At 74.4% G+C, this 22,499-nt stretch carries 19 protein-coding genes and 1 pseudogene; 1 reads left to right on the forward strand and 19 read right to left on the reverse strand.

Annotated features, from left to right (window positions below; genetic code table 11):
- Positions 1 to 18 precede the first annotated feature (18 nt).
- The 11 genes and pseudogenes from AB5J56_RS01230 to AB5J56_RS01280 all read right to left on the reverse strand — a co-directional run bounded on the left by AB5J56_RS01230 (position 19) and on the right by AB5J56_RS01280 (position 12,690).
- Positions 19 to 1,533: a glutamine synthetase gene (locus tag AB5J56_RS01230; protein ID WP_369229124.1), complete on the reverse strand. Its 1,515-nt coding sequence runs from the start codon at positions 1,531 to 1,533 to the stop codon at positions 19 to 21.
- A 3-nt stretch (positions 1,534 to 1,536) separates the two neighbouring features.
- Positions 1,537 to 2,958: an amidase gene (locus tag AB5J56_RS01235; RefSeq protein ID WP_369229126.1), complete on the reverse strand. Its 1,422-nt coding sequence runs from the start codon at positions 2,956 to 2,958 to the stop codon at positions 1,537 to 1,539.
- Positions 2,948 to 5,002 (reverse strand): hypothetical protein, encoded by a 2,055-nt coding sequence (locus AB5J56_RS01240; protein WP_369229128.1) that lies wholly within the window; start codon positions 5,000 to 5,002, stop codon positions 2,948 to 2,950. The genes AB5J56_RS01235 and AB5J56_RS01240 overlap by 11 nt, the downstream gene beginning before the upstream one ends.
- Complete coding sequence (locus AB5J56_RS01245) at positions 5,002 to 5,328, reverse strand: 4Fe-4S dicluster-binding protein (protein ID WP_369229130.1); 327 nt, start codon at positions 5,326 to 5,328, stop codon at positions 5,002 to 5,004. Before AB5J56_RS01245 ends, AB5J56_RS01240 begins: the two co-directional genes overlap by 1 nt.
- Before the next feature lie 76 nt (positions 5,329 to 5,404).
- Positions 5,405 to 6,853 carry an alkaline phosphatase family protein gene (locus AB5J56_RS01250; RefSeq protein WP_369229132.1) on the reverse strand — a complete coding sequence of 483 codons (1,449 nt, stop codon included), beginning with the start codon at positions 6,851 to 6,853 and terminating at the stop codon, positions 5,405 to 5,407.
- Entirely contained in the window at positions 6,850 to 8,019 is a 1,170-nt protein-coding gene (gene eboE / locus AB5J56_RS01255) for a metabolite traffic protein EboE (protein ID WP_369229134.1), read from the reverse strand. Before eboE ends, AB5J56_RS01250 begins: the two co-directional genes overlap by 4 nt.
- Before the next feature lie 4 nt (positions 8,020 to 8,023).
- On the reverse strand, positions 8,024 to 8,896 hold the full coding sequence (locus tag AB5J56_RS01260; RefSeq protein ID WP_369229136.1) for a TatD family hydrolase: 873 nt from the start codon (positions 8,894 to 8,896) through the stop codon (positions 8,024 to 8,026).
- Positions 8,897 to 9,496 (reverse strand): EboA domain-containing protein, encoded by a 600-nt coding sequence (locus AB5J56_RS01265; protein ID WP_369229138.1) that lies wholly within the window; start codon positions 9,494 to 9,496, stop codon positions 8,897 to 8,899. It lies immediately after the preceding gene.
- Positions 9,493 to 10,338, reverse strand: a complete 846-nt coding sequence (locus tag AB5J56_RS01270) for a sugar phosphate isomerase/epimerase family protein (RefSeq protein ID WP_369229140.1) — start codon at positions 10,336 to 10,338, stop codon at positions 9,493 to 9,495. Before AB5J56_RS01270 ends, AB5J56_RS01265 begins: the two co-directional genes overlap by 4 nt.
- Positions 10,335 to 11,269: pseudogene (locus AB5J56_RS01275) on the reverse strand (SCO3242 family prenyltransferase). The gene AB5J56_RS01270 and the pseudogene AB5J56_RS01275 overlap by 4 nt, the downstream one beginning before the upstream one ends.
- 290 nt (positions 11,270 to 11,559) lie before the next feature.
- Positions 11,560 to 12,690, reverse strand: a complete 1,131-nt coding sequence (locus AB5J56_RS01280) for an inositol-3-phosphate synthase (protein ID WP_369229142.1) — start codon at positions 12,688 to 12,690, stop codon at positions 11,560 to 11,562.
- A 325-nt stretch (positions 12,691 to 13,015) separates the two neighbouring features.
- On the opposite strand from AB5J56_RS01280, the gene AB5J56_RS01285 reads away from it, so the two are divergent.
- Entirely contained in the window at positions 13,016 to 14,101 is a 1,086-nt protein-coding gene (locus AB5J56_RS01285) for a methyltransferase (RefSeq protein WP_369229144.1), read from the forward strand.
- A 177-nt stretch (positions 14,102 to 14,278) separates the two neighbouring features.
- On the opposite strand, the gene AB5J56_RS01290 is transcribed toward AB5J56_RS01285, so the two are convergent.
- The 8 genes from AB5J56_RS01290 to AB5J56_RS01325 all read right to left on the reverse strand — a co-directional run bounded on the left by AB5J56_RS01290 (position 14,279) and on the right by AB5J56_RS01325 (position 22,377).
- Positions 14,279 to 15,841: an FAD-dependent monooxygenase gene (locus AB5J56_RS01290; RefSeq protein ID WP_369229146.1), complete on the reverse strand. Its 1,563-nt coding sequence runs from the start codon at positions 15,839 to 15,841 to the stop codon at positions 14,279 to 14,281.
- Between the two features lie 94 nt (positions 15,842 to 15,935).
- Entirely contained in the window at positions 15,936 to 17,426 is a 1,491-nt protein-coding gene (locus AB5J56_RS01295) for an FAD-dependent monooxygenase (protein WP_369229148.1), read from the reverse strand.
- A gap of 4 nt (positions 17,427 to 17,430) precedes the next feature.
- A complete protein-coding gene (locus AB5J56_RS01300) occupies positions 17,431 to 18,375 on the reverse strand; it encodes an aromatase/cyclase (protein WP_369229150.1) in 945 nt (314 codons plus the stop codon).
- A gap of 81 nt (positions 18,376 to 18,456) precedes the next feature.
- On the reverse strand, positions 18,457 to 19,245 hold the full coding sequence (gene fabG, locus AB5J56_RS01305; protein ID WP_369229152.1) for a 3-oxoacyl-ACP reductase FabG: 789 nt from the start codon (positions 19,243 to 19,245) through the stop codon (positions 18,457 to 18,459).
- Between the two features lie 14 nt (positions 19,246 to 19,259).
- A complete protein-coding gene (locus AB5J56_RS01310; protein WP_369229154.1) occupies positions 19,260 to 19,529 on the reverse strand; it encodes an acyl carrier protein in 270 nt (89 codons plus the stop codon).
- A 42-nt stretch (positions 19,530 to 19,571) separates the two neighbouring features.
- Positions 19,572 to 20,786 carry a ketosynthase chain-length factor gene (locus AB5J56_RS01315; RefSeq protein WP_369229156.1) on the reverse strand — a complete coding sequence of 405 codons (1,215 nt, stop codon included), beginning with the start codon at positions 20,784 to 20,786 and terminating at the stop codon, positions 19,572 to 19,574.
- Positions 20,783 to 22,051 (reverse strand): beta-ketoacyl synthase, encoded by a 1,269-nt coding sequence (locus tag AB5J56_RS01320; RefSeq protein ID WP_369229158.1) that lies wholly within the window; start codon positions 22,049 to 22,051, stop codon positions 20,783 to 20,785. Before AB5J56_RS01320 ends, AB5J56_RS01315 begins: the two co-directional genes overlap by 4 nt.
- On the reverse strand, positions 22,048 to 22,377 hold the full coding sequence (locus AB5J56_RS01325) for a TcmI family type II polyketide cyclase (RefSeq protein ID WP_369229160.1): 330 nt from the start codon (positions 22,375 to 22,377) through the stop codon (positions 22,048 to 22,050). Before AB5J56_RS01325 ends, AB5J56_RS01320 begins: the two co-directional genes overlap by 4 nt.
- Between the last annotated feature and the right edge of the window lie 122 nt (positions 22,378 to 22,499).

A 22,499-nucleotide genomic window follows, 5' to 3' on the forward strand; every position in this document is an offset into this window, starting at 1 on the left:
CGGTTCGGGGCGCTTCCCTCAGTACGCCCCGAAGTACTCGCGCTGCTCCCACTCGGTGACGCGTCCCGGCGGCGGTGCGGCCTGCTCGCACCATGCCGTGAAGCGGTTCAGCTCGCTCTGCTTGAGTTTGGCCAGGCAGGCGGCGAGCGGCGCGCCGAGCAGCTGGGCGGCGCGGCCTGCGGTGAAGGCGTCCAGGGCCTCGTCCAGGGACTGCGGCACGATCTGGCCGGGCCCGTCCCCGGGCCCGTCGCCGGGCCCCTGTCCCGGTGCGGTGGCGGCGGTGATGCCGTCCAGGCCGGCGAACAGCTGGGCGGCGATGTTGAGATAGGGGTTGGCGCAGGGCTCGCCCATCCGGTTTTCGATGTGGGCGAGCGTGCCGCTGCCGACGACGCGGAGCATCGCGGTGCGGTCCTCGACGCTCACGCCCGCGCGGGTCGGCGCGAGGGCGTGCTCGGCGGCCAGGCGCCGGTAGCCGTTGACGGTGGGCACCGACAGCAGGCACAGCTCGCGTGCCCAGGACAGCAGGCCCTCGGCGTAGGCCTTGCCCTGCGGGGACAGGCCGCCGGACAGGCCCTCGGCGCTGAAGAGGTTGCGGCCGCCGGCGCGGTGCACGACGGACTGGTTGAGGTGCCAGCCGCTGGGGTCGGCGGCCTCCAGCAGCGGCTGGGACATGAAGGAGGCGTGGTAGCCGCGGCGTGCGCAGAACCGTTTGGTGCAGGTGCGGAACAGCAGCATCGCGTCGGCCGCGTCCAGTGCCGACATCGGGCTGAAGGTGGTCTCCACCTGGCCCGGTCCCGACTCGTGCTCCATCGACCGAAGCGGCAGGCCCAGTTTGAGCAGGTGCAGGGCCAGATGGTCGGTGACGGGGGCGACGGTGTCGTAGGCGGCGTCGAGGTTGAACTGGTAGCCGGCGTTGACGGCGGCCACCCGCGGCGCCTGGCCCTGGCGGCCGAAGCCGTTGCCCTGGTTGCCGGGCTGGTCATCGAGGCGGCGGGTGAGGTACCACTCGACCTCCAGGCCGAGCGCGGGCGCGAGGTCCTGCTGGGCGTAGCGGTCAAGGACGCGGCGCAGCACGGCGCGTGCGGACAGCGGGTGCGGGCTGCCGTCGCGCAGGTACTCGTCGCCGATCACCCAGGCGGTGCGCGGGCCGCGGCCGGGCAGCACCTGGAAGGTGGCCGGGTCGGGCACCAGCAGGAAGTTTCCGGCGCCGGCGATCTCGTCGACGCCGATGCCGTGTTCGCCCAGGAAGTCGACGGCGACGGCGTGCCCGGTGTCGAACAGGAACGGGCCGGGGCTGAAGTTCATGCCGTTGCGCAGTACGGAACGGAAGGCCTGGGCGGTCAGTGTCTTGGAGCGGGCCAGCCCGTGCGGGTCGCCGAAGGCCACCCGTACGAGGTCGACCTCGTCGAGGGCGGCCTCGATGCGTTCGGCCGCGGCCAGTTGCTCGGCGTTCCACAGCCCGTGGTCGGCGACGAACGAGGTGCGCCCCGCGCTGCCCTCCGTGAAGGGGGTGGACCATGACCTGGCATACATGGTTCAGAGCGTCCTTTCACCGAGGGAAACAGGGGTGCGGCCGGGCGCGGGCGGGTGCGGCAGCGGTGCCAGCAGCGCCTCCAGGCGGCGGGCCACGGTCAGCACGAGGTCATCGGCGCCGACCGGGCCGACCAGCTGCACCCCGGCCGGCAGCCCGGCCGGGGTCAGCCCGGCGGGCAGCGACACGGCGGGCTGGCCCGTCATGTTGTAGGGGTAGGAGGCGGGCGCCCACGCCAGCCACATCAGGTCGCGGGCATCGGCCGCCCACGAGGGGCCGATGGCGTCGGCGGCGAACGGCTCGACGGGCACGGTCGCCATGGCCAGCAGGTCGTAGCGGTCCATGACGGAGCGCAGGGTGGCGCGCAGGTTCTGGCGCACCTGTTCGGCCTGGATGACCCGCACCCCGGTGAGGGTGCGCCCGTGGCGGACGACCTCGAGGCGGCCCGGGTCGCACCACGCCTCGTGCTCGGGCGGGGTGCCAGCCGCCTCGGTGGCGGCCAGCAGGTCGACGACGGCCGGGTAGAGGTTCTGGCAGCGCACCTCCACCTCCTCCACCCGGTGCCCCTCACCGGCCAGCGCGTCGCGGGCCTGCTCGGTGACGTGGCGGATCTCCGGGGTGGTGCCCTCGTACTCGATCCAGCCGATCCGCAGGGCGCGCATGTCGCGCGGGGAGTCCAGCGAGCCCAGCCCGGAGTCCGGGTCGGTGGGATGCGGGCCGGCGATGACCTGCCCGAGCAGCCCCGCGTCGGCGACGCTGCGGGCGAGGGGGCCCTGGTGGGCGAGCCGGTCGGCGCCGCTGGGGAAGTAGGGCACGCGGCCGTAGGACGGCTTGTAGCCGACCACGCCGCAGAACGCGGCCGGGATCCGGATCGAGCCGGACCCGTCGGTGCCCAGCGCGCCCTCGCACAGCCCGGTCGCCACCGCCGCGCCCGCCCCGCCGCTGGAGCCGCCCGCGGTCAGGTGCGGGTCGTAGGGGTTGCGGGTGGGCGCGGCGACGCGTCCCACCGTCGAGGCGCTCCAGCCGAACTCGGACGTGGTGGTCTTGCCGACGACGATCGCGCCCGCCGCGCGCAGCCGGGCCACCGCCGGGGCGTCCTCGCGCGGGCGGTCGTTGGGCAGCAGCGAGCCGCGTGTGGTGGGCAGGTCGCGGGTCTGCAGCAGGTCCTTGACGGAGACCGTGACGCCCAGCAGCGGCCGCTCCCACCACGCCTCCCGGCCGCGCTCTTGGATGAGGGCGTCGGCGTGTTCGGCCGCTTTGAGGGCCTCCTCGCCCGCGACGGCGACGTACGCGCCCAGCTCGTCGTGCTCGCGGATGGCGGCCAGCACGGAGCGGACGTGTTCGACGGCGGTGAGCTCGCCCCGGGACAGCAGTTCCTTGGTGCGGGTGATGCCGCGCGCGCCGGCGCCGGGGGGGTCAGGATGCACGGCGGACCTGCCCGGGGGCGGCGTCGGCCGAGGCGGGTTCGCTGCCCGCGATGGCCGCCAGGTGCCAGGGCGAGTCGAACGCGGTGACCTCCAGGGGCCGGCCGTCCGCGGCCAGCGCGGCCGCCAGCGAGGTGGCCCGGGCGATGAACGCCGAGACCTGGTGGGCGGCGAGCAGGTCCTGCTCGTCGAAGGCCGGGCCCTCGCTGCGCAGCAGCCTGAGGTCGATGAAGCCGTTGAAGGTGCGGCCGTCCACCTCGACGGCCTGCGGGGAACGGATGGAGAACCGCACCTTGTTGTTGACGTGCCCGTGGTGGTGCTGGTCGGAGTAGAAGGCGACATCGGGGAGGGTGGGCGGCACGAAGTGGTCGCGGGCGGCCATCTCCTCGCCGCGCGGCAGGTTGCCCGCGATGAAGTGCCAGGAGTTGTACTGCATCCGCGAGGACATCGCCCAGGCCGCGTCCGCGAGGCCGGTGACCGAGCCGCCGAAGTGCCGGGCGGCCGCCGGGTGGGGGATCACGCAGCAGAAGAAGCGGGTGATGTCCCAGTCGCAGATCTCCGCCCAGCGCCGCTCGCGCAGCGCCGCGATGAGGGCGGGCAGCGAGCGCATGCCCCGGCTCATCGTGAAGTCGGCCTCGAACACCTCGGTGGTCGCCGCGACCGTCTCGTACACCAGGTGCTCCAGGCCGGTGCCGAATCCGCCGTGCGGGGCGGCGAGCCAGTCGGGGGCGGCGGCCAGCTGCTCGCCGAGCCCGTCCAGGGCGGTGGCACTCAGCCCCAGCCGGCCGGCCAGCCGGGCGCTCATGGCGTCCGTGCGGGCCCTCGCCCGGGCGCCGGGCGCCTGCGCCACCCGTTCGATCTTGTGCATGAGGGCGCCGTGGATCTCCCGGTACAGCTGGGCGGTGCGGGCCGCCTGTGTGCGGCGCTCGCGCAGGGCGAGCGCCAGCGCGTCGAGATCGGCGACGGTGGGCGCGGCGGCGGGCGCGACGGGCGCGGCGCCGGGGACGGTGTTGTAGCCGCGCCGGATGCGCTCCAGCATCCCGGCGACGTGATCGAGGGTCAGCTGGGTGCCGTTGGCCTCCTCGACGCGGCCGAAGCCGGCCGAGCGGATGAGCAGCGTCAGGCAGACCAGCAGTTGCACGTCGTGGTCCGACCACAGCTCGAGCGGCAGGCCCTTGAGGCTGCTGAGCGTGCAGTCCGGGTGGCCGGGCCACAGCGTCTTGCCGGTGAGGTTGTTGGCGTCGCGGAAGTTCGTGTACTGCCGCTCCTGCTGGTAGAGGACGAACGGGGCGGTGCGCAGCGCCGCCTCCTTGGCCTGCTCCAGCAGTGCGTCGCGGCCCGCACCGCCCTGCTCCTGAAGCCAGCGGCGGCAGTCGGCCACGGAGCGGGCCAGCGCGGCGGCCGTGTCCTGCGTGTGCCGCAGGTAGGCGTCAAGGGTGCGGCGCGTCCAGGGCACCCGGCGCACGCCGCCGACGAGGTCCTCCCGGGCCAGCGGGCCCTGGGAGGGGACGCGTACGACGATGCGGCCGGAGGCGGCCAGGCCGATCTCACCGAGGAAGACCGGCTCGGGCGCCGTATCGTCCCCGACACCGTCCACGCCGTCCTCGACCGCGGTGCCGTCGGCGGCGTCGGCGGTGGTGGTGTTCTCTTCGTGCCAGGTCAGCCCGCACACCGACCGCAGGGTGCCGGCCGCACCGTCCCCGTCCCCGCCCTCACCGTCGGTGGCGGTGTGGTCCTGACGCCAGGTCAGTCCGCACAGCGCCCGCAGGGCGGCCTCCTCGGGTGCGCTCAGCGCGCGCAGCTGGATGTCGGCGGGCACATGGCCGTCGAGGGTGAGCAGCACAGTGACGAAGGAGCGCAGGTCACCGGCCTCCTCGGCGCGCTGCCAGGTCCGGGCCAGCAGGCCGGGAAACCCGGCCTGGGCATCGAAGGTGCGGTCCGGCGCCACCGTGCCGGCGGGGATGCCGAGGCGGCTGGGGCGGCGGCTGATCCGCTTGCGGGCGTTGGCGGCGCGGCGGGTCTCCGCGCGCTCGGGCAGGCCGCTCATCACGCGTCCCCGGCGGTGAGTTCGATGTGGTTCCACAGCAGCTCACCGGTCGGCGCCCAGTCCTCGTCGACGTAGATGCAGTCCACGGGGCACTCCAGGACGCAGGCGGGGCAGCCCGAGCACAGCTCCGGGATGATCACGACGTCCAGGCCGTTGTCGAAGATGGCCCCGAACTCCTGCGGGCAGCTGCGCAGGCACGTGTCGCAGGTGATGCACTCGGACTTCTCGATGCGGCGCGGCGGCTTCTTCCAGGTGTCGGGGCGGGTGCGCTGGGCCATCCGCTCTGCCCGCCCGGACAGCGCAGCCGACGAGGCGATCTTTTTCACGGGCACGGACCCCTCTAGGTCTAAGTCTGCTTGTCCACAGCAAAATCCGGACGCCTTCGATACTCCGGCGGACCTCTCAGGCGGGGGTGGAGGCCCGCTCGCGCGCACCGCGTCCGGCGCCGCCGCCTTGGCCCAGGCCGGCCAGCTCCAGCAGCAGCGCCTTCACCTCGGTGGCCGCCACCCGCCCGGGCACCGCGCCCGGCGCCGAGCACAGCAGCAGTGGGCCGTCGTCGTCGTGTGCGGGCAGCCGGCCGTGGCTGCCGCGAACAGGTGAGGGATCCAGCGGGACGACCGCCATGCGGTAGCGCAGGCCGAGCTTCTTGCGCGCCAGGGCGGCCGCCGCCCGGACGCGGACGTAGGGGTCGGCCGGGTCGAGGAACAGTTCGGCGGGGTCGTAGCCGGGTTTGCGGTGGATGTCGACGAGTCGCGCGAAGTCGGGGGCGCGCTCGTCGTCGAGCCAGTAGTAGTACGTGAACCAGGCGTCCGGCTCTGCGACGGCGACGAGTTCGCCGCAGCGCGGGTGGTCGAGATGGTGGGCCCGCTTGCCGCCGCCCTCGTCGTCCAGGAGCTGGTCGATGCCGGGCAGGCCGGCCAGCGCCGCGCGGGTGGCCGGCAGGTCCTCGGGGTCGTGCACGTAGACGTGGGCGATCTGGTGGTCGGCGACCGCGAACGCCCGTGAGGCGAGCGGGTCGAGGTACTCCATGCCGTCCTGTGTGTGCACTTCGAGGAGGCCGGCGCGGCGCAGGGCGCGGTTGATGTCGACGGGCCGGCCGGCGCGGGTGATGCCGTACTCGGACAGCGCGACGACGGTACGGCCCTGCGCCTTCGCGTCGTCCAGCAGCGGGGCCAGGGCCGCGTCCAGGTCGGCGGCCGCGCGGTGCGCACGCGGGTCGTCGGGGCCGAAGCGCTGCAGGTCGTAGTCGAGGTGGGGCAGATAGGCCAGGGCCAGATCAGGGTGGCGGGTGGCCAGCACATGCCGGGTGGCGTCGATGATCCACCGTGAGGAGGCCAGGCCCGCGCCGGGGCCCCAGTAGCTGAACAGCGGGAACGTGCCGAGTTTCGCGGTGAGTTCGTCGTGCAGGGCCGGGGGGCGGGTGTAGCAGTCGGGTTCCTTGCGGCCGTCGGCGTAGTAGACCGGGCGCGGGGTGACGGTGATGTCGGTGCCGGCGCCCATCGCGTACCACCAGCAGATGTTGGCGACGGTGTAGCCGGGATGCGCGCGGCGGGCCGCGTCCCACACCCGCTCGCCCTCGATCAGCTGGTGGCTCTGCCGCCACAGCAGGACCTCGCCGAGGTCGCGGACGTACCAGCCGTTGCCGACGATGCCGTGCTCGCAGGGGTGGGTGCCGGTGAGGAAGGTGGCCTGCACCGTGCAGGTGAGTGCGGGCAGCACGGTCTGAAGCACGGCCTGTGAGCCCTGTGCGCCGAGCGCGGCCAGGCGGGGCATGTGGGCCAGCAGCCGGGGGGTGAGGCCGACGACGTCCAGGACGAGCAGCGGGGCGGGTCGTCCGTCGGGGCGGGTCATGGCAGTTCCTTCAGGCCGTGGTGGGTCAGCAGGTCGCGGGCGAGGGCCAGTTCGGCGGCGATGTGGTCGGCCAGCTGGGGCACGTCGCGCGGGCGCAGCTCCGGTGGCAGGGCCTGCCAGGTGTAGGTCTCGACCTCGAGATGGCGGGTGAGCGGGCGCGGCCCGCCCACCAGAGCGGCCAGCGCGGTCTCAAGGACGGGGAGCGTGGAGGTCAGGGGCGCGGCGGGGGGCGCGTGCAGCGGGATGTGGAAGTGGGCGCGCCAGGGCGCGGTGTCGGGCAGCACGTGGGTGTGCAGGGCTTCGCCGAGGTCGTCGGTGCCGGCCAGGCCGGCAGGGGTGGGGGTGCGGGTCTGGTGCAAGAAGCGCGGCTCGTCGAACGCGGCCAGCGCGGCGCGCACCTCGGGCCGGGCCGGGTGTTCGGCGTGCAGCGCGGCGGACAGCTGGCACTTGACCACCCCCACCCCGGCGGCCGTGAGCGCCGCAAGGGTGGTCTGCGGGTCCTCGAAGGAGGTGGCCAGATGGCAGGTGTCGAGGCACAGGCCCAGGCACGGGTGGCCGGCCGCGGTGAGCGGGCCGATGGCGTCGGCGCAGGTGGCCACCGCGCAGCCGGGCTCGGGTTCCAGGGCGATGCGCACCGAGCGGCCGGTGGCCGCGTGCAGGGCGTCGAGACCCTCGGCGAGCTCGCTCAGGGCCGCCTGTGCGCGGGCGGCGCGCGCAGGGCCGTAGGCGGTGCGCCAGGCCAGCGGGAGGGTGGAGATGCTGCCCTCAGCCACGTCGTCGGGCAGCAGGCGAGTGAGGATGCGGGCCAGCGCCAGGGTGTGGGCCAGGCGCTGCGGGTCGGCCCAGTCGGGCTGGTAGACGCGGTACTTGACCTGCTGGGCGCCGAAGCCTTCGTAGGGGAAGCCGTTGAGGGTGACGACTTCGAGGCCGCGGCGGTCGAGTTCGGTGCGCAGCGCGGACAGTGCCCTCACATCGGTGTCGAGGGTGCGGGCGGCATTGTGGGCGAGCCACAGGCCGATGCCGAGCCGGTCCACGCCGAGGCGGCTGCGCACCGCGGCGCAGTGGGTGCCCAGCTGGGCGAGGACCTCCTCGAGGGTCTCGGCGGGGTGGGCGTTGGTGGAGTAGGCGAGGTGGACGGTGGAGCCGTCCGGATGGCGCAGGCGCACCGGATCACGCCCCGGCGGGCGCGGTGGCGGGGGTGCCGCGCAGGATGGAGTTGCCCTCGTGGGTCGTGTCCGTGACGGTGGCGGTGTTGAGGTTGAGGCGGCCGCTGAGGGCGTAGAAGGCGACGGGGTTGCGCCACAGCACCTGGTCGACGGCGTCCTCGGTGAACCCTGCCGCCAGCAGGGCATCCCCGACAGCGCGGGTCTTGAGGGGGTCGCTTCTGCCCCAGTCCGCCGCCGAGTTCACCAGCACCCGCTCGGGACCGTAGGTCTGCAGGACGGCGACCATCCGTTCCTCGTCCATCTTGGTGTCCGGGTAGACGGAAAAGCCCAGCCAGCAGCCGCTGTCCTTGGCCTCCTTGACGGTGGTCTCGTTCAAATGGTCGACCAGCACGCGGCCCGCGGGCAGGGCGGATTCACGGACCACGTCCAGGGTGCGGCGCAGCCCGGCCAGCTTGTCGCGGTGCGGGGTGTGCACCAGGGCCGGCAGGCCGTGCTCGGCGGCCAGCTGCAGCTGGGCGGCCAGCGCGGTGTCCTCGGCCGGCGTCATCGCGTCGTAGCCGATCTCCCCCACCGCGACGACCTGGTCCTTGACCAGATAGCGGGGCAGGTGGTCCAGCACCGGCACACAGCGCGGGTCGTTGGCCTCCTTGGGATTGAGAGCCAGCGTGCAGTGGTGCGCGATGCCGTACTGCGCGGCACGGAAGGGCTCCCAGCCCAGCAGCGAATCAAAGTAGTCCAGGAAGGAGGCGGCCGAGGTGCGCGGCTGGCCCAGCCAGAACGCCGGCTCGACCACAGCCCGCACACCCGCCGCATACATGGCCTGGTAGTCGTCGGTGGTCCGGGACGTCATATGGATGTGCGGGTCGAAGATGCGCATTTACCGCTCCTCCTTCGTCAGGGCGAGGACGTGGTACAGGTCGTCGGGTACGGGCCGGCCGGCCGCGGTGCGTTCGGCGGCGTACGCGCGCAGCATCCGCAGCAGCTCGCCGTCCCCCCGCGCGCGGGCCGCGAGCGCGGCCACCACGTCCACGCTCACGCCGGTGAACAGACACTTCAGGACGGCGTGCCGCCAGGTGTGCGCATCCAGGTGGCGGGCGGCGTACGGGCCGACGGCGGCGGCCAGCAGGCTGGTGTCGTTGGTGCGCAGCGCGTCCTGCAGCAGCGGCACCCCGTGCACGGCGTGCGGGTCCAGGCCGTCCAGCGCGAGCAGCACGGCCCGGCGCTCGGCGGCCGTGCCCTGCCGGTACAGCCGGGTCACGGTGGCCGGGCTGGGCCGGGCGTCGGCCAGCAGCAGCACCCGGGCGGCATCGGCGTGCCCGGGCCCGCACCGCCGGCCGGCCTCGGCGAAGCGCAGCTCCCAGCCGGGCGCCTGCGCGGCGGCCTGCGCCCGCGCGTCCGCCAGCCAGCGCCGCGCGTCCTCGTCGAGGCCGGGCAGGGTGGCGGGGCCGGGGTCCGTCTGGGGGTGGACCGTGGTCATCGGGCGCCTCCGTTTTTCAGGAAGTCCAGGGAGCGGGCGGCGAGTTCGGGCCCGGCGTGGGAGTGGCGGGGCAGTTCCACGACGGTCAGCGCCTGGTAGCCGGTCTCGGCCAGGGCGTCGAGGACGGGCGGGAAGTCGATCTCCCCGTCCCCGAACGGGAGGTGCTCGTGGACGCCGCGGCGCATGTCCTCGATCTGCACGTGCCGCAGCCAGGGCGCGGCGGCGCGCACGCAGTCGGCGGGAGGCAGGGGTTCCAGGCACTGGCAGTGCCCGATGTCCAGGGTGAGGCCGAGTGCGTCCGGGCTGCCGAGGCGCTCCCGCAGATGGTGGAAGTCGGCGAGGGTGGCCAGCAGATGGCCGGGTTCGGGTTCGACGGCCAGCGGCACGCCCGCGGTGTCGGCGGCCTCCAGCACCGGCTCCAGGGAGCCGGCCAGCCGCTGCCAGGCAGTGGCGGTGTCGAGGGGCGCCGGGGGGATGCCGCTGAAGCAGTGCACGGCGTGCGCGCCGAGGTCGGCGGCGATCCGTACGGCGCGCAGCAGCAGCCTGACCCGCGCCCAGCGGGCGTCCTCGTCGTCCTCCAGCAGGCTCGGGCGGTGCTTGCGCCGCGGGTCAAGGACGTAGCGGGCGCCGCTCTCCACGGTCACGTCCAGGCCCAGGGCGTCCAGCCGGCGGGCCAGGCGGGCGGTGCGGGTGGCCAGGTCGCGGGCGAGCGGGTCGAGATGCATGTGATCGAGGGTCAGGCCGACGCCGTCGTAGCCGAGGTCGGCGAGCAGCGCGAGGGCGTCCTCCAGCCGCAGGTCGCTCAGCCCGTTGGTGCCGTAGCCCAAAAGCAGCGGGTTCACGTGCAGCTCACCCGCCGCGCCAGGCGGGCCGCGGCCGGGGCGAGGGCGGCGGTCAGCAGAGCGGTGCCGGGCGCGCCGGCCCGCGCGCTCAGCGCGCCCTGCAGGGCGATCGTGGCGCGGATACCGGCGCCGACCGCCCGCTGGGTGAGCTGTGGAGAGGGGTTCAGGGCGGCGTGTGCGAGGGGGCGGGCGAGGGTGGCGGCGTAGCCGGCGGCCAGCGCGGTGCGCACCGGGGTCGGGCCCAAAGGGTCCTGCGGCGCGGGGGTTTGGGGGCCGGGCGGCCGGGGCCGCGACGCCGGACACGGGGGGCCGGCGGGATGGGCGGCGGCGGTGGTGCGGCGGGTGACGGCGGCGGTCACGGCCGCGGTGGCGGCCAGGCCCAAAAGCGGTGCGGCCGTCGAGCCGCCCTGCGCCTCGCGGCGGGAGACCAGCGTGACGGCGCCGGTGTGGCTGCCCAGGACGAGCGCGGGGGCGAGGGCCGGGCGCAGCGGGCGCCGGATGCGGCCGCGCCGAGCAGCAGGTCCAAACAGCGGGCGGCGGCCAGGGCGGGCGCAGCGGCCGCGGTGTGTTTCAGCTTCAGGTCGTAGGCCCACACGGTGGCCGCCAGCGGCGCGGCGACCGCGAACGCCCGGCGGCCCGCGCCCGCGGCCAGGGCGAGGCCGGCCGCGCTCAGCGTGGCTGCCACCGCCAGGGCGGCCGGCGGCCGGATGCGGCCGGAGGGCAGCGGCCGCTCGGGGCGGGCCACCGCGTCCTCGTCGCGGTCCGCCCAGTCGTTGAGGGCCATGCCCGCCTCGTACAGGCACACCGCGGCGCCGATGGCGAACACGGTGGAGCGCCCGGGCCGCTTCCCGGCGGCCGCGGTGCCCGCGAGGACGTCGCCGGGCACCGTCAACACCGCGGGCAGCCGCAGGAGTTCGGCCCAGGCGCGCAGCGTGGCCGCGGCGGGGCGGGGGCGGTGCGCGCGGGGTGCCGCGCCGGCGGCGGGACCGGCGGCGGATCCGGTGGCGGCCGTGGGCCCGGTGCGCGCCCCTGGCAGCAGGAGGAGGGCCCTGCCGGCGCGCGGCGCGGAGCCCGCCCCGGACCGCGACATGAGCACGGCGCCCGACTGCGACGCGGGCCCGGACCGCGGCGCGGGGCCGGCCCCGGGCCGCCGTGCGGGCGCGGGGCCAAGGCGTCGCGCCCACCGGCGGATCCGGGCGGCGCCGGCGGTGGGCCAGGCGGTCACCGGCCCTCGCCCAGGTGCTCGGCGAAGGCCAGCAGGGCTTCGTACTGCTCCGCCAGGGAGGCGCTGTCGCCGTCGGGGTCCTTGAAGTAGAAGGCGAGTTCGGGGCGCGGGCCGCACAGGCCCCGTTCATGGGCACGGGCGAGGAGGCGGGCCAGGTCCAGGACCAGCGGCGCGGCGAGCGCGGAGTCGCAGCCCTGCCAGATCGTCTGCAGCACCATGCGGGTGCCCAGGAAGCCCTCGAACGCGACGTGGTCCCAGGCGGTCTTCCAGTCCCCCAGGGCCGGTACGTCGTCGATGTGCACCTCGCCCTCGGGCGCCGCGTCCAGGTTGTCGACGAGCACCCGGTTCTTGCCCGCGTTCTTGGCCGCCGCGGCCGCCGGGTCGGCCAGCACGGCGCCGTCGCCGCCGCCCAGCAGGTTCGTGCCCGACCAGGCCCGCACCCGCAGCGCCCGGGCGCGGAACATCGGGGCGAGCACGGAACGCAGCAGCGTCTGCCCGGTCTTGCCGTCGCGGCCCGCGTACGGCAGGCCCGAGGCCCGGGCGGCGGCGGCCAGTTGCGGGTGGTGCAGCCCGGCGGACGGGGTGAAGTTGGCGTAGGCGCAGCCCGCGCGCAGGGCGGCCGCCGCATACAGCGAGCTCGCCGGCCACTGCCCCCGGGCCGGTTCCGGTTCGGTCGAGGCGAGGTTGACGACGACCGTGCGGGCGACGCCGGTGGTGCGGGCGAAGTCGCGCAGGTCGGTGGCGAACGCCCCGATCAGCTGCTCGTGGTCGCGGTCGTCGCCGGGCAGCGGCCCGCCGGGACGGATCGCCGCGTCGGCGGCGGCCAGTTCGCCCTGCACGGCGGCGGGCAGCCAGTGCGGCAGCACCCCCTGCGCGGCGAGCTCGTCGGCCCGCTTGGCCAGCGGGGTGGCCGCCACGTCGTGTCCGCCGAAGACCAGCGAGGACAACGCCGGCAGGCCGCTGCCGGCGAGCGCGGCGCTCTCGGTGACCAGGCCGGCCGGCGCCAGCAGTCCGGCGGCCAGCGCCGCGCCGCCGGCGATGACCGTGGTGGCCACCGAGCCGCGGGCGCCGATCAGCCACACCCCCGTCCGTGCCGCAGCGGCAGGGGTCCTCTCGGGAAGTGACACGGACAGCCTCCAGGAGCGTCGCACCGCGGAATCGGCCAGCGGATTGCGGCCAGAATGCCGAGCCGGCCGGTGTGCGGGGGTCGTTCTCCGGCCGCTGTCGAGCGGCCGCCGAGCCGTTCCCCACCGCGCGCCGCGACCCCGGCGCCGGGCCCGCGACGGCGCCCGGCGCGTGCCGGGGTGCGCCGCTCCCCCGGCCCAACAGGCCCTGTCACCGGGGGCGTTCCAGCGCCGCTCCAGGGCGCGGCGAGGCTTTTGCCTACGGTGGTCCTACGGGTCCCTTCCGGCGGTTGGGACATACCTTGCGCGCCTGCCATGGAGGACTCTCATGCCCGAATTGCCGCCCCCGAGCGTGGTCCGGGAAGCGGAAAAGGCCCGTGCGGAGCTTCAGCGGCGCAGCCGTGAACTCGCGCCGCCGCCCTTCGCCCTGCTGGAACTGGCCATGGGATCCATGGTCACGCAGGCCCTGTACGCGGCCGCCCGGCTGGGCATCGCCGAACAGCTGCAGGACGGCCCGCTGCCGCCCGAGCAGATCGCGCAGCGGGTGGGCGCGCACGCCGGGGCCGTGGAGCGGCTGCTGCGGCTGCTCGCCTCGCACGGCGTCTTCGAGGCAGGCGAGGACGGCGCCTACGCGCTGACGCCGATGGCCGACGCGCTGCGCGCCGAGCACCCGATGTCGATGCGGGACATCGCCGTGCTGATGGGCGACCCCACGCACTGGGAGGACTGGAGCCACCTGATCGACTCGGTGGTCACCGGCGAGGCGAGCCTGCCCAAGCACCGGGGCATGGGCGCCTTCGAGTACCTGGAGCAGCACCCCGAGTACGGGGAGGTGTTCATCCGGGGCATGGGCAACATGTCGGACACCGAGACCTGGCCGGTGCTCGCCGCCTACGACTTCACGCAGTTCGAGACGGTCGTGGACTTCTGCGGGGGCCGCGGCGGGCTGCTCGCCGGCATTCTGCAGCAGGCGCCGCAGACGCACGGCATCCTCTCCGACCCGCGGGTGGGGACCAACGGCGCGGCCGCCTTCCTGGCCGAGCAGGGGGTCGCGGAGCGCTGCCTGACGCACGCGGGCGGCCTGTTCGATCAGGTCGTGCAGGGCGGTGACGCCTACGTCCTCAAGCACATCGTGCACGACTGGCCCGAGGAACAGGCGCTGCAGATCCTGCGCAACGTCCGGGCGGCCATCACGCCGGGCGGCAGGCTGCTGCTGGTGGAGATGGTGCTGCCGCAGGGCGGCAACGAGCCGCACGCGGGCAAACTCGTCGACCTGTGGCTGATGCTGCTGGTGGGCGGCCGGGAGCGGACCGCGTCCCAGTACGCCGACCTGCTCTCCCGGGCCGGTTTCCGGCTGGAGCGGGTGGTGGAGACGGCGTCCTCGGTCAGCGTCATCGAGGCCGTGCCGGTCTGATCCCCGCGTTCCTGCTTTCCCCGCGGCCCCGGCCGTGCGTCGCTGCGACGTACGGCCGGGGCCGCCGCCTTGCGCCGTACGCCGCCTGCCGGTTGCCGGTGCGGAGGTACGGCGTGGCACAGGCGCCGGCCCCGGCGGGCGCGAGAGCGCACACCGGGGCCGGGGGCGGCGGGAGGGTCAGCGGGCGGAACCGAACCAGCGCTGCAGGGCCGCCTCGAGGCCGCGGGCGGAGGAGCCGGCGAAGGCCACGTAGCCGTCGGGGCGCAGCAGGACGGCGGCGGTGTCGGCCAGCGGGTCGGGGTCCTCGGTCTCGGCGGGTTTGGCCAGGACGGTCGCCACGTCCACCCGGTCGTGCCAGCCGGCGGCCACGCCGCGCAGGGCGGCGTCGTCGGCCAGGTCCAGCAGGACGCCGCGGGCGGGGTGCAGCAGAGCGGCGCTGGGTATCTCGCCGTCCGCGCCGGCCAGCAGCCTCGGCGGCATCCGGCGGCCCAGCAGGGGGTGGCCGTCGTGTGGTGCTGCGTCGCCGAGGTCGTAGCGGATGTCGAGGTGGCTGACGACGCCGGCGAGGTGGCGTTTGACGTCGTCGTGGCCGATGAGTTCGCCGAACAGCTCGCGCAGCGGGTCGGACTCGGTGCCGCCGAGGTAGAGGGTGCCCTGGGCGCGGGTGTTCATCAGCAGGCGGCGGCCGACCGGGTGGCGTTCGGAGTGGTAGGTGTCCAGCAGGCCTTGGGGGGCGTCGCCGCGGACGGCGGCGGCGAGTTTCCAGCCGAGGTTGGCGGCGTCCTGCACGCCGGTGCTCAGTCCCTGGCCGCCGGCGGGGAGGTGGATGTGGGCGGCGTCGCCGGCCACAAACACCCGGCCGCGCCGGTAGGCGGCGGCCTGGCGGGTGGCGTCGGTGAAGGAGCTCACCCAGGAGGCGTCGGCGGCGTGGATGTCCTCGCCGGTGATGTGCTGCCAGGCGTCGGCGATCTCCTGGAAGGTGACGGCCTGTTGGCGGTCCGGTGGCGGGGTCTGGTCGGGGCAGACGATGATGCGCCAGATGTCGTCGGTGAGCGGGGCGGACATCACCATGCCGCCGGGGAGGCGTTCGCCGAGGTGGCGGGCGCGCAGTGCGACGCCGGTGACGTCGGCGAGGTACATGCCGCGGGTGGCGTCGGTGCCGGGGAAGGCGAAGCCGGCCGCACTACGGACCCGGCTGGCGCCGCCGTCGCAGCCCACCAGGTAGGCGGCGCGCAGCGGGCGCAGGTCCCCGTCGGGGGTGCGCACGCTGATCTCGACACCACCGCCGCCGTCACCGCTGTCGCCGTCGCCGTCGCCGCTGTTGCTGTCGCTGTTGCTGTCGAGGGAGACGAACTCCCAGCCGCGGCGGAGGTCGGCGCCCAGCCGGCGGGCCCAGGCTTCCAGGACCGCCTCGGTGTGGCCCTGCGGGATGCCGCGGGCGCCGAAGTGGGCGCCGGGCAGCACGGTGAAGTCGAAGACGGTGCCGCCGAAGTGGCCCTGGGGGCTGGTCTGCAGCGTCTCGCCCTGGCCGAAGCCGGGCAGCAGGCCGCGCGCGTCGAACGTCTCCATGGCGCGGGCGGTGAAGCCCAGGCCGCGGGACTGCCCGGTGGGGGCGGCCAGCTTCTCGATCACGACGACGCGGGCCCCGCCGAGGCGCAGTTCGCCGGCGAGCATCAGTCCGGTCGGGCCGGCACCGACGACGACGACGTCGGTGTCGGTGTCCGTCGCTGACCCATCCATGGTTGTCCTTCCTGACGGTGGGGATCTTCGCCGCCGGAGCGGAATGCGCACGGCGGAGGGGCGGCGGCGGGCGGATCCGGGCGCGGCCCCGGGTTCAGCGGGGCGGACCGAACCAGCGCTCGAGGGCGTCGGACAGTCCTTGGTCGCCGGTGCCCGCGTCGATCCAGACGACGTGGCCGTCCGGGCGCACCAGGACGCGCGCGAGGCCGTCGAGGACGCTGCCGGGCTCGGCCGCGGCAGCCCTGGGGCTGACCCGGTCCGCCCAGCGGGCGAGCACCGGATCGGACGGCTCGGGCGGGGCGGTGGGGCGCAGGTCGAGCAGCACGCCGCCGCCGGTGCGCAGCAGCCGCGCCGACTGGGCCCGCTGGTCGCGCAGGTGCACGGCGGTGCACGGCAGGCGGGCGCCGAGCAGCGGGTGGGCGGGGCCGGGGCCGTCGATGGCGTAGCGCACGTCCAGGCCGCTGATCATGCCGGCGAGGTGGGCGCGGACGTCCTCTTCGGCGATCAGTTCGGCAAGGACGGTGCGCAGCGGTTCCACCTCGGGGGTGCCGAGCAGCAGGGTGGCCTGGGCGCGGATGTTGGCCAGCACGCGCCGGCCGACCGTGTGGCGTTCGGTGTGGTAGGTGTCCAGGAGGGTGGCGGGGGCCTTGCCGCGCAGGTGCAGGGCGAGTTTCCAGCCGAGGTTGAAGGCGTCCTGCAGGCCGAGGTTGAGGGCCTGTCCGCCGATGGGCATCTGGCGGTGGGCGGCGTCGCCGGCGAACAGGATGCGGCCGTGCCGATAGTGGGTGAGCTGGCGGGAGGCGTCGCCGAAGGCGTTGACCCACAGCGGGGTGCCGGCGCTGATGTCCTCGCCGGTGACCCGCTTCCACACGACGGCGATCTCCTCGAAGGGGGCGTCGCCGGCCGGCGGGCGGGCGGGGGCGCCGAACTCGTGGACCATCACCCGGGTGACGCCGTCGGGGCGGCGGGCGGCGATGGCAAGGCCGCGCTCCAGGCGCTCAAAGCGCCGGTTGGGTACGTCGATGCCGACGACGTCGGCGCGCAGCAGGGTGCGGCCGGCGTCCTGGCCGGGGAAGTCGGCGCCCAGCAGGCGGCGCACGGTGGAGTCCTCGCCGTCGCAGGCCACCAGGTAGCGGGCGGTGAGACGGCGGTGCACCCCGTCGTGGCCGACGGCCTCGGCCTCGATGTGGTCGCCGAGGTCGGCCACGGCGATGAGTTCGTGTTTGCACTTGAGTTCGGCGCCCAGCGACAGGGCCCACTCCTCCAGGACCGCTTCGGTCTTGGTCTGCTGCACCTTCCACTGCCCGGGGTGCGAGCTGGGCAGGGTGAGGTCGAGGGGGATGCCGCCGAAGTGGCCGAGCACTTCATTGGGGACGGGGCCGAAGTCGGGCAGCAGGCCGCGGCTGTCGAGGATCTCCATGGTGCGGGCGTGCAGGGTGGAGGCCCGTGACTCGGTGTTGGGGGCGCGCCGCTTCTCCACGACGACGGCGCCGACGCCGCCGTAGGCGAGTTCCCCGGCGAGCAGGAGCCCGACGGGGCCGCCGCCCACGATGACGACGTCGGTGTGGATGCTGTCCGCGGCCATGAGCTCAGGCCCGCTTCTGCTCGGCGTGGGCCTTGGCGTGGGCCAGGGTGGCGCTGCTGTTGGTGGACAGGGCGGTGTGCACGTAGGCGCGGGCGTCGGCGACGGTGGCGTCGGGGCCCAGGATGCGGGCGATGTTGTCGGTGTTGAGGGTGACGGTGTGCTGGGAGGAGGCGGTGGTGCCCTCGCCGGTGTCGGTGAAGATCCACTCTCCGGTGTGCAGGGTCATCAGGGCGGGCAGGGTGACCTGCTTGTAGGCGATCTTGTGGTGCGGGAAGACGACCCGGTAGGACTTGGTGGTGTGCGTGGAGCCGTCCTTGGCGCGGGTGTCCATCTCCAGTTCCTGCAGGCCGGGGGTGTCCTCGGTGAGGCGGACGGTGGCGACGTGCGGGAGCCGCTGGTCCCACAGGTGGGCCTCGTTGACGAAGTCGAAGGCGTCCTTGGCGCTGCCGGCGATGTGCACGGTGTCGGTGAAGGAGAAGGTCAGCTCCTCGCTGGCGGCGGCGTGTGCCCGCTCGACGTTTTCCTTGAGGGCGGCGAGTTCGGCGGTGCTGTTCTTGTCCACGGCCCGCTCGATCCACAGCAGGTCGTGCGGGTCGTCGCCGAGCGCGCTGTAGTCGTGCAGCAGGCGGACCTTGGCCTCCTGGGCGCCGAGCGGCTCGATGATCCAGGTGCCGCCCATGTGCTTGACGGGCGGCGCGGGGATCTCCTGGCGGAAGGTGATGGTCAGCGCCTTCGGGTCCAGGGTGCGCTGCGAGGTCCAGTCCTTGGGCGCGCCGTTGGCGGTGGCCCAGATGCGGATCCGTTCGGTGTCGCCCTGGGCCTCGATGCGGTCCACGTGGATGGTGGGCGGGAAGATCTGCGGCCAGTTGGTCACGTCCGCGAGCAGCTGGTAGACCGCGGCGGCCGGTGCGCCGATGGTGATGTCGTGCTCGACCTCACGCGTCGTCATGGCGGCTTCCTCCTCGGTGAGTCGGTCGGATCGGTCGGTGATGACGGGGGCGCCCCCGGGGGGCTGGTGGTGCCGGGGGGGTCAGAAGTTGCCGAGGCCGCCGCAGACGTTCAGGGCCTGCGCGGTGATGGAGGCGGCGGTGTCGGAGGCCAGGTAGCCGACGAGGCCGGCGACCTCCTCGGGGGTGGAGTAGCGGCCCAGGGGGATCTTCGTCTGGAACTTCTGCAGGATGGCGTCCTCGGTGGTGTCGTAGGCGTCCGCGTAGCCCTGCCGCACGCGCTGGGCCATCGGGGTCTCGACGTAGCCGGGGCAGACCGCGTTGACGGTGATGCCGGTGGGGGCGAGTTCGTTGCCCAGGGCCTTGGTGAAGCCGACGACGCCGTGCTTGGAGGCGGAGTAGGGGGCGCCCAGGACGACGCCCTGCTTGCCCGCCGTGGAGGCGATGTTGATGATCCGGCCGCGGCTCTTGGTGCGCATGCCGCCGGCGTTGAGGACGGCGCGGGTCACGCGGAAGACGCTGTGGAGGTTGGTCTCGACGACGTCCTGCCACAGCTCGTCGGTGAGGTCGGCGGTCACGCCGCCGCCGGAGCGGCCCGCGTTGTTGACCAGGACGTCGACGGGGCCGTAGCGGTCGACGGCCGCCTGCACGAACGCCTCCACGGAGGCGGTGTCGCGGACGTCGACGACGGCCCCGTCCACCTGGAGGATCTCGGCCTGGAGGTCCTTGACGGTGTGCGCGACGTTCTCGGCGCTGCGGGCGCCGATGAAGACCTGGTGGCCGTTTTGGGCCAGCAGGCGGGCGGTGGCCAGGCCGATGCCGCTGGTGGCACCGGTGACGACGGCGACCCGGGGGGATGCGGTGGTGGGCATGGTGTGTGCCTCCTTCAGGCTGCCTGGACCGGCGCGAGCTGCGCGTTGACGACGTCGATGAAGGCGCGCGGCGTGTTGGCCTCGCCGACGGCCTCCTCGTCGAGGGAGATGCCGTACTCGCGCTCGATGAGGCTGCCCGCCTCCAGCAGCGCGAGGGATTCGTAGCCGATCACCTCGAACTCCGTGTCGAGGATGTCTGCGTCCAGGTCGACGCCTTCGGCCACGCCCGCGGCCTCCCGCAGGGTGCGCTTGAGGTCGTCGAGGGTGAACGGCTTGGTGGCCATGGTGGGGTCCTTTCGTCGGTGGTGTCGGTGCATGCGCGGGCGTCAGGCGGGGGTGCGCACCAGGACGGCGGAGTTGAACCCGCCGTGGCCGCGGGCCAGCACCAGTGCGCTGCGCACCGGGGCCGGGCGGGGTTCGGCGAGGACCAGGTCGAGCTGGTAGTCCGCGCACGGATCGATGTGCACGGCGGGCGGGATGACGCCGTCGCGCAGGCAGAGGAAGGCGGCGGCGAGGTCGAGGGCCGCGCCGCCGGAGTACAGGCGGCCGGTCATCGTCTTGGGCAGTGCGACGGGCACGCCGCGTTCCCCGAAGACGGCGGTGATCGCTTCGGCCTCGGCCAGGTCGCCGGCCGGGTCGCCGGCGCCGTCGGCGAAGACCACGTCGACGTCGGCGGCGTCCATGCCGGCATCGGCCAGGGCGGTCTGGATGGCCTGGCGCAGGGCGGGCGGGCGGCCGCTGCCGGGCCTGGGGTCGATGGTGGCGCCGTAGCCGGCGATCTCGCCGTAGACGCGGGCGCCGCGCTTGCGGGCGGTGTCCGCGTTCTCGGCGATGAGGACGGCGCCGCCCTCGCCGGGCACGTAGCCGCGCGCGTCGCGGTCGAAGGGCAGGTAGGCGCGGGTGGGGTCGTCGCTGGTGGACAGTTTGCCGGTGGACAGCTGGGCGACCCAGCCCCACGGGCAGACGGAGGCATCCACGCCGCCGGTGACGATCAGCGCGGTGCCCTTGCGGATCTGCCGGCGGGCCTGCGCGACGGCGTCCAGGCCGCCGGCGCCCTCGCTGACGACGACGCCGGAGGGGCCCTTCATGCCGTTGCGGATGGAGATCTGGCCGCTGTTGACGGCGTAGAACCAGGCGAAGGACTGGTAGGCGGAGACGTACTGGCTGCCGCGGCTCCACAGGTTCTGCAGTTCGCCCTGGCCGAACTCGAAGCCGCCCGCCGCGGAGGCGGTGATGACGCCCATGTCGAAGGCGGGCAGCGCGGCGGGGTCGGCGCCGGCATCCGCCAGCGCCCAGTCGGTGGCGACCAGGGCGAGCCGGGTGACCTGGTCGGTCTGCGGCAGCAGCCGGCTGGGCAGGTGGTCCTCGGCGACGAAGCCGGGGACCTCGCCGGCCAGCTTGGCGGGGTAGGCGGCGGGATCGAAGCGGGTGATGCGGCCCAGGCCGTGCTTGCCGGCCAGCGTCGCCGACCAGTAGTCCGTAAGGCCCAGCCCGTTGGGCGCGGTGATGCCCAGGCCGGTGACCACGACCGAGGGGGTCATACGAGGCTCCTTTCGGGGCTGGCCAGCACCATGGCGCTCTGGAAGCCGCCGAAGCCGCTGCCGACCGTCAGCACCACGTCGATGAGCTGGTCGCGGGCGGTGACGGGGACGTAGTCGAGGTCGCACTCCGGGTCGGGGGTGTGCAGGTTGGCGGTGGGCGGCACCACGTCGTACTCCATGGCCAGCGCGGACGCGGCGATCTCGATGGAGCCGATCGCGCCGAGGGAGTGCCCGACCATCGACTTGATGGAGCTGACGGGGGTCTGGTAGGCGTGCTCGCCCAGGCTGCGCTTGAAGGCGGCCGTCTCGTGGCGGTCGTTCTGCTTGGTGCCCGAGCCGTGGGCGTTGATGTAGTCGATCGCGTCGGGGGCCAGCTGCGCCTCGGTCAGGGCGAGGCCGATCGCCTCGGCCATCTCCACGCCGTCGGGCCTAAGGCCCGTCATGTGGTAGGCGTTGGAGCGGGTGGCGTAGCCGGCGATCTCGGCGTAGATGTGCGCGCCGCGCTTGTGGGCGCTCTCCAGTTCCTCCAGGACGAAGAAGGCGGCGCCCTCCCCCAGCACGAACCCGTTGCGGGTGGCGTCGAAGGGCCGGGAGGCGCACTCGGGGTCGTCGTGGCGCGGGGTGGTGGCCTTGATGGCGTCGAAGCAGGCCATGGTGATCGGGGAGATCGGGGCGTCGGAGGAGCCGGCGATCACGACGTCCGCGGAGCCCTCCCGCACCAGCTCGATGGCGTAGCCGACGGAGTCGATGCCGGAGGTGCAGCCGGTGGAGACCACGGTGGAGGGGCCCTCGGCGCCCACCGCCCAGGCGACCTCGGCGGCGAACGAGCTGGGCACCATGAAGTCGTACAGGTGCGGGACGGCGTAGGTGTGGTCCACCGCGGCGAGCCGGCCGCCGTCGGACACGACGCGGTATTCCTGGTCCAGGCCCATGGTGGCGCCCACCGCGCTGCCCACCGTGACGCCGACCCGGTAGGGGTCCAGGGCGGCCAGGTCGATGCCGCTGTCGGCGACCGCGCCGCGGGCGGTGACCACGGCGAACTGCGCGGCCCGGTCCAGGCGGCGGACCTCCTGCGGGCTCAGTCCGTGCGCGTAGGGGTCGAAGTCGGCCTCGGCGGCGACCCGGGAGCGGAACGGGCTGGGGTCGAAGAAGGTGATGCCGCGCGTCGCGGTGCGGCCCTCGCTGAGCAGGTCCCAGAAGTTGCCCCGGCCGACCCCGCCGGGGGCGATCACCTCGATGCCGGTGATGACCACGCGCCGCCTCACGCCGACGCCTGCCAGGTGTAGAAGCGGGTGGCCATGGCGTCGGCCGGGGAGCGCCAGGTGGCGGGGTCGTAGGCCTCGATGAAGGGCTTCAGGTCCTCGCTGATGCCCGCGAAGCGCGGTTCGCTCTTGGCGGCCTCGATCAGAGCGCCGCCGTTGTCCTCGTCGAAGTCCTGCAGGTGGAAGTACAGGCCCCGGTAGGAGAACAGCTGGCGGCGCCGCGTTCCCATGCGGTGGGGCATGTCCGTCGCGTCGAAGTCGGCGAACAGCCGGGCCACGTCGTTGCTCGAGGCGGCTGCCATTCGGGCGACAATCAGCGTGCTGTGCATAGGGGTTCAGCTCCTCAGCGGTGGCGTGGGAGGGGGTGCGGAGCAGAGGTGGCGGCACGGTGGACCGCACTACCTCCCTCACCCCCGACGGTGCGGTGCGGCGATAGCGCCCGGCACGGGGA

The organism is Streptomyces sp. R21 (genome assembly GCF_041051975.1).
Classification (GTDB): domain Bacteria; phylum Actinomycetota; class Actinomycetes; order Streptomycetales; family Streptomycetaceae; genus Streptomyces.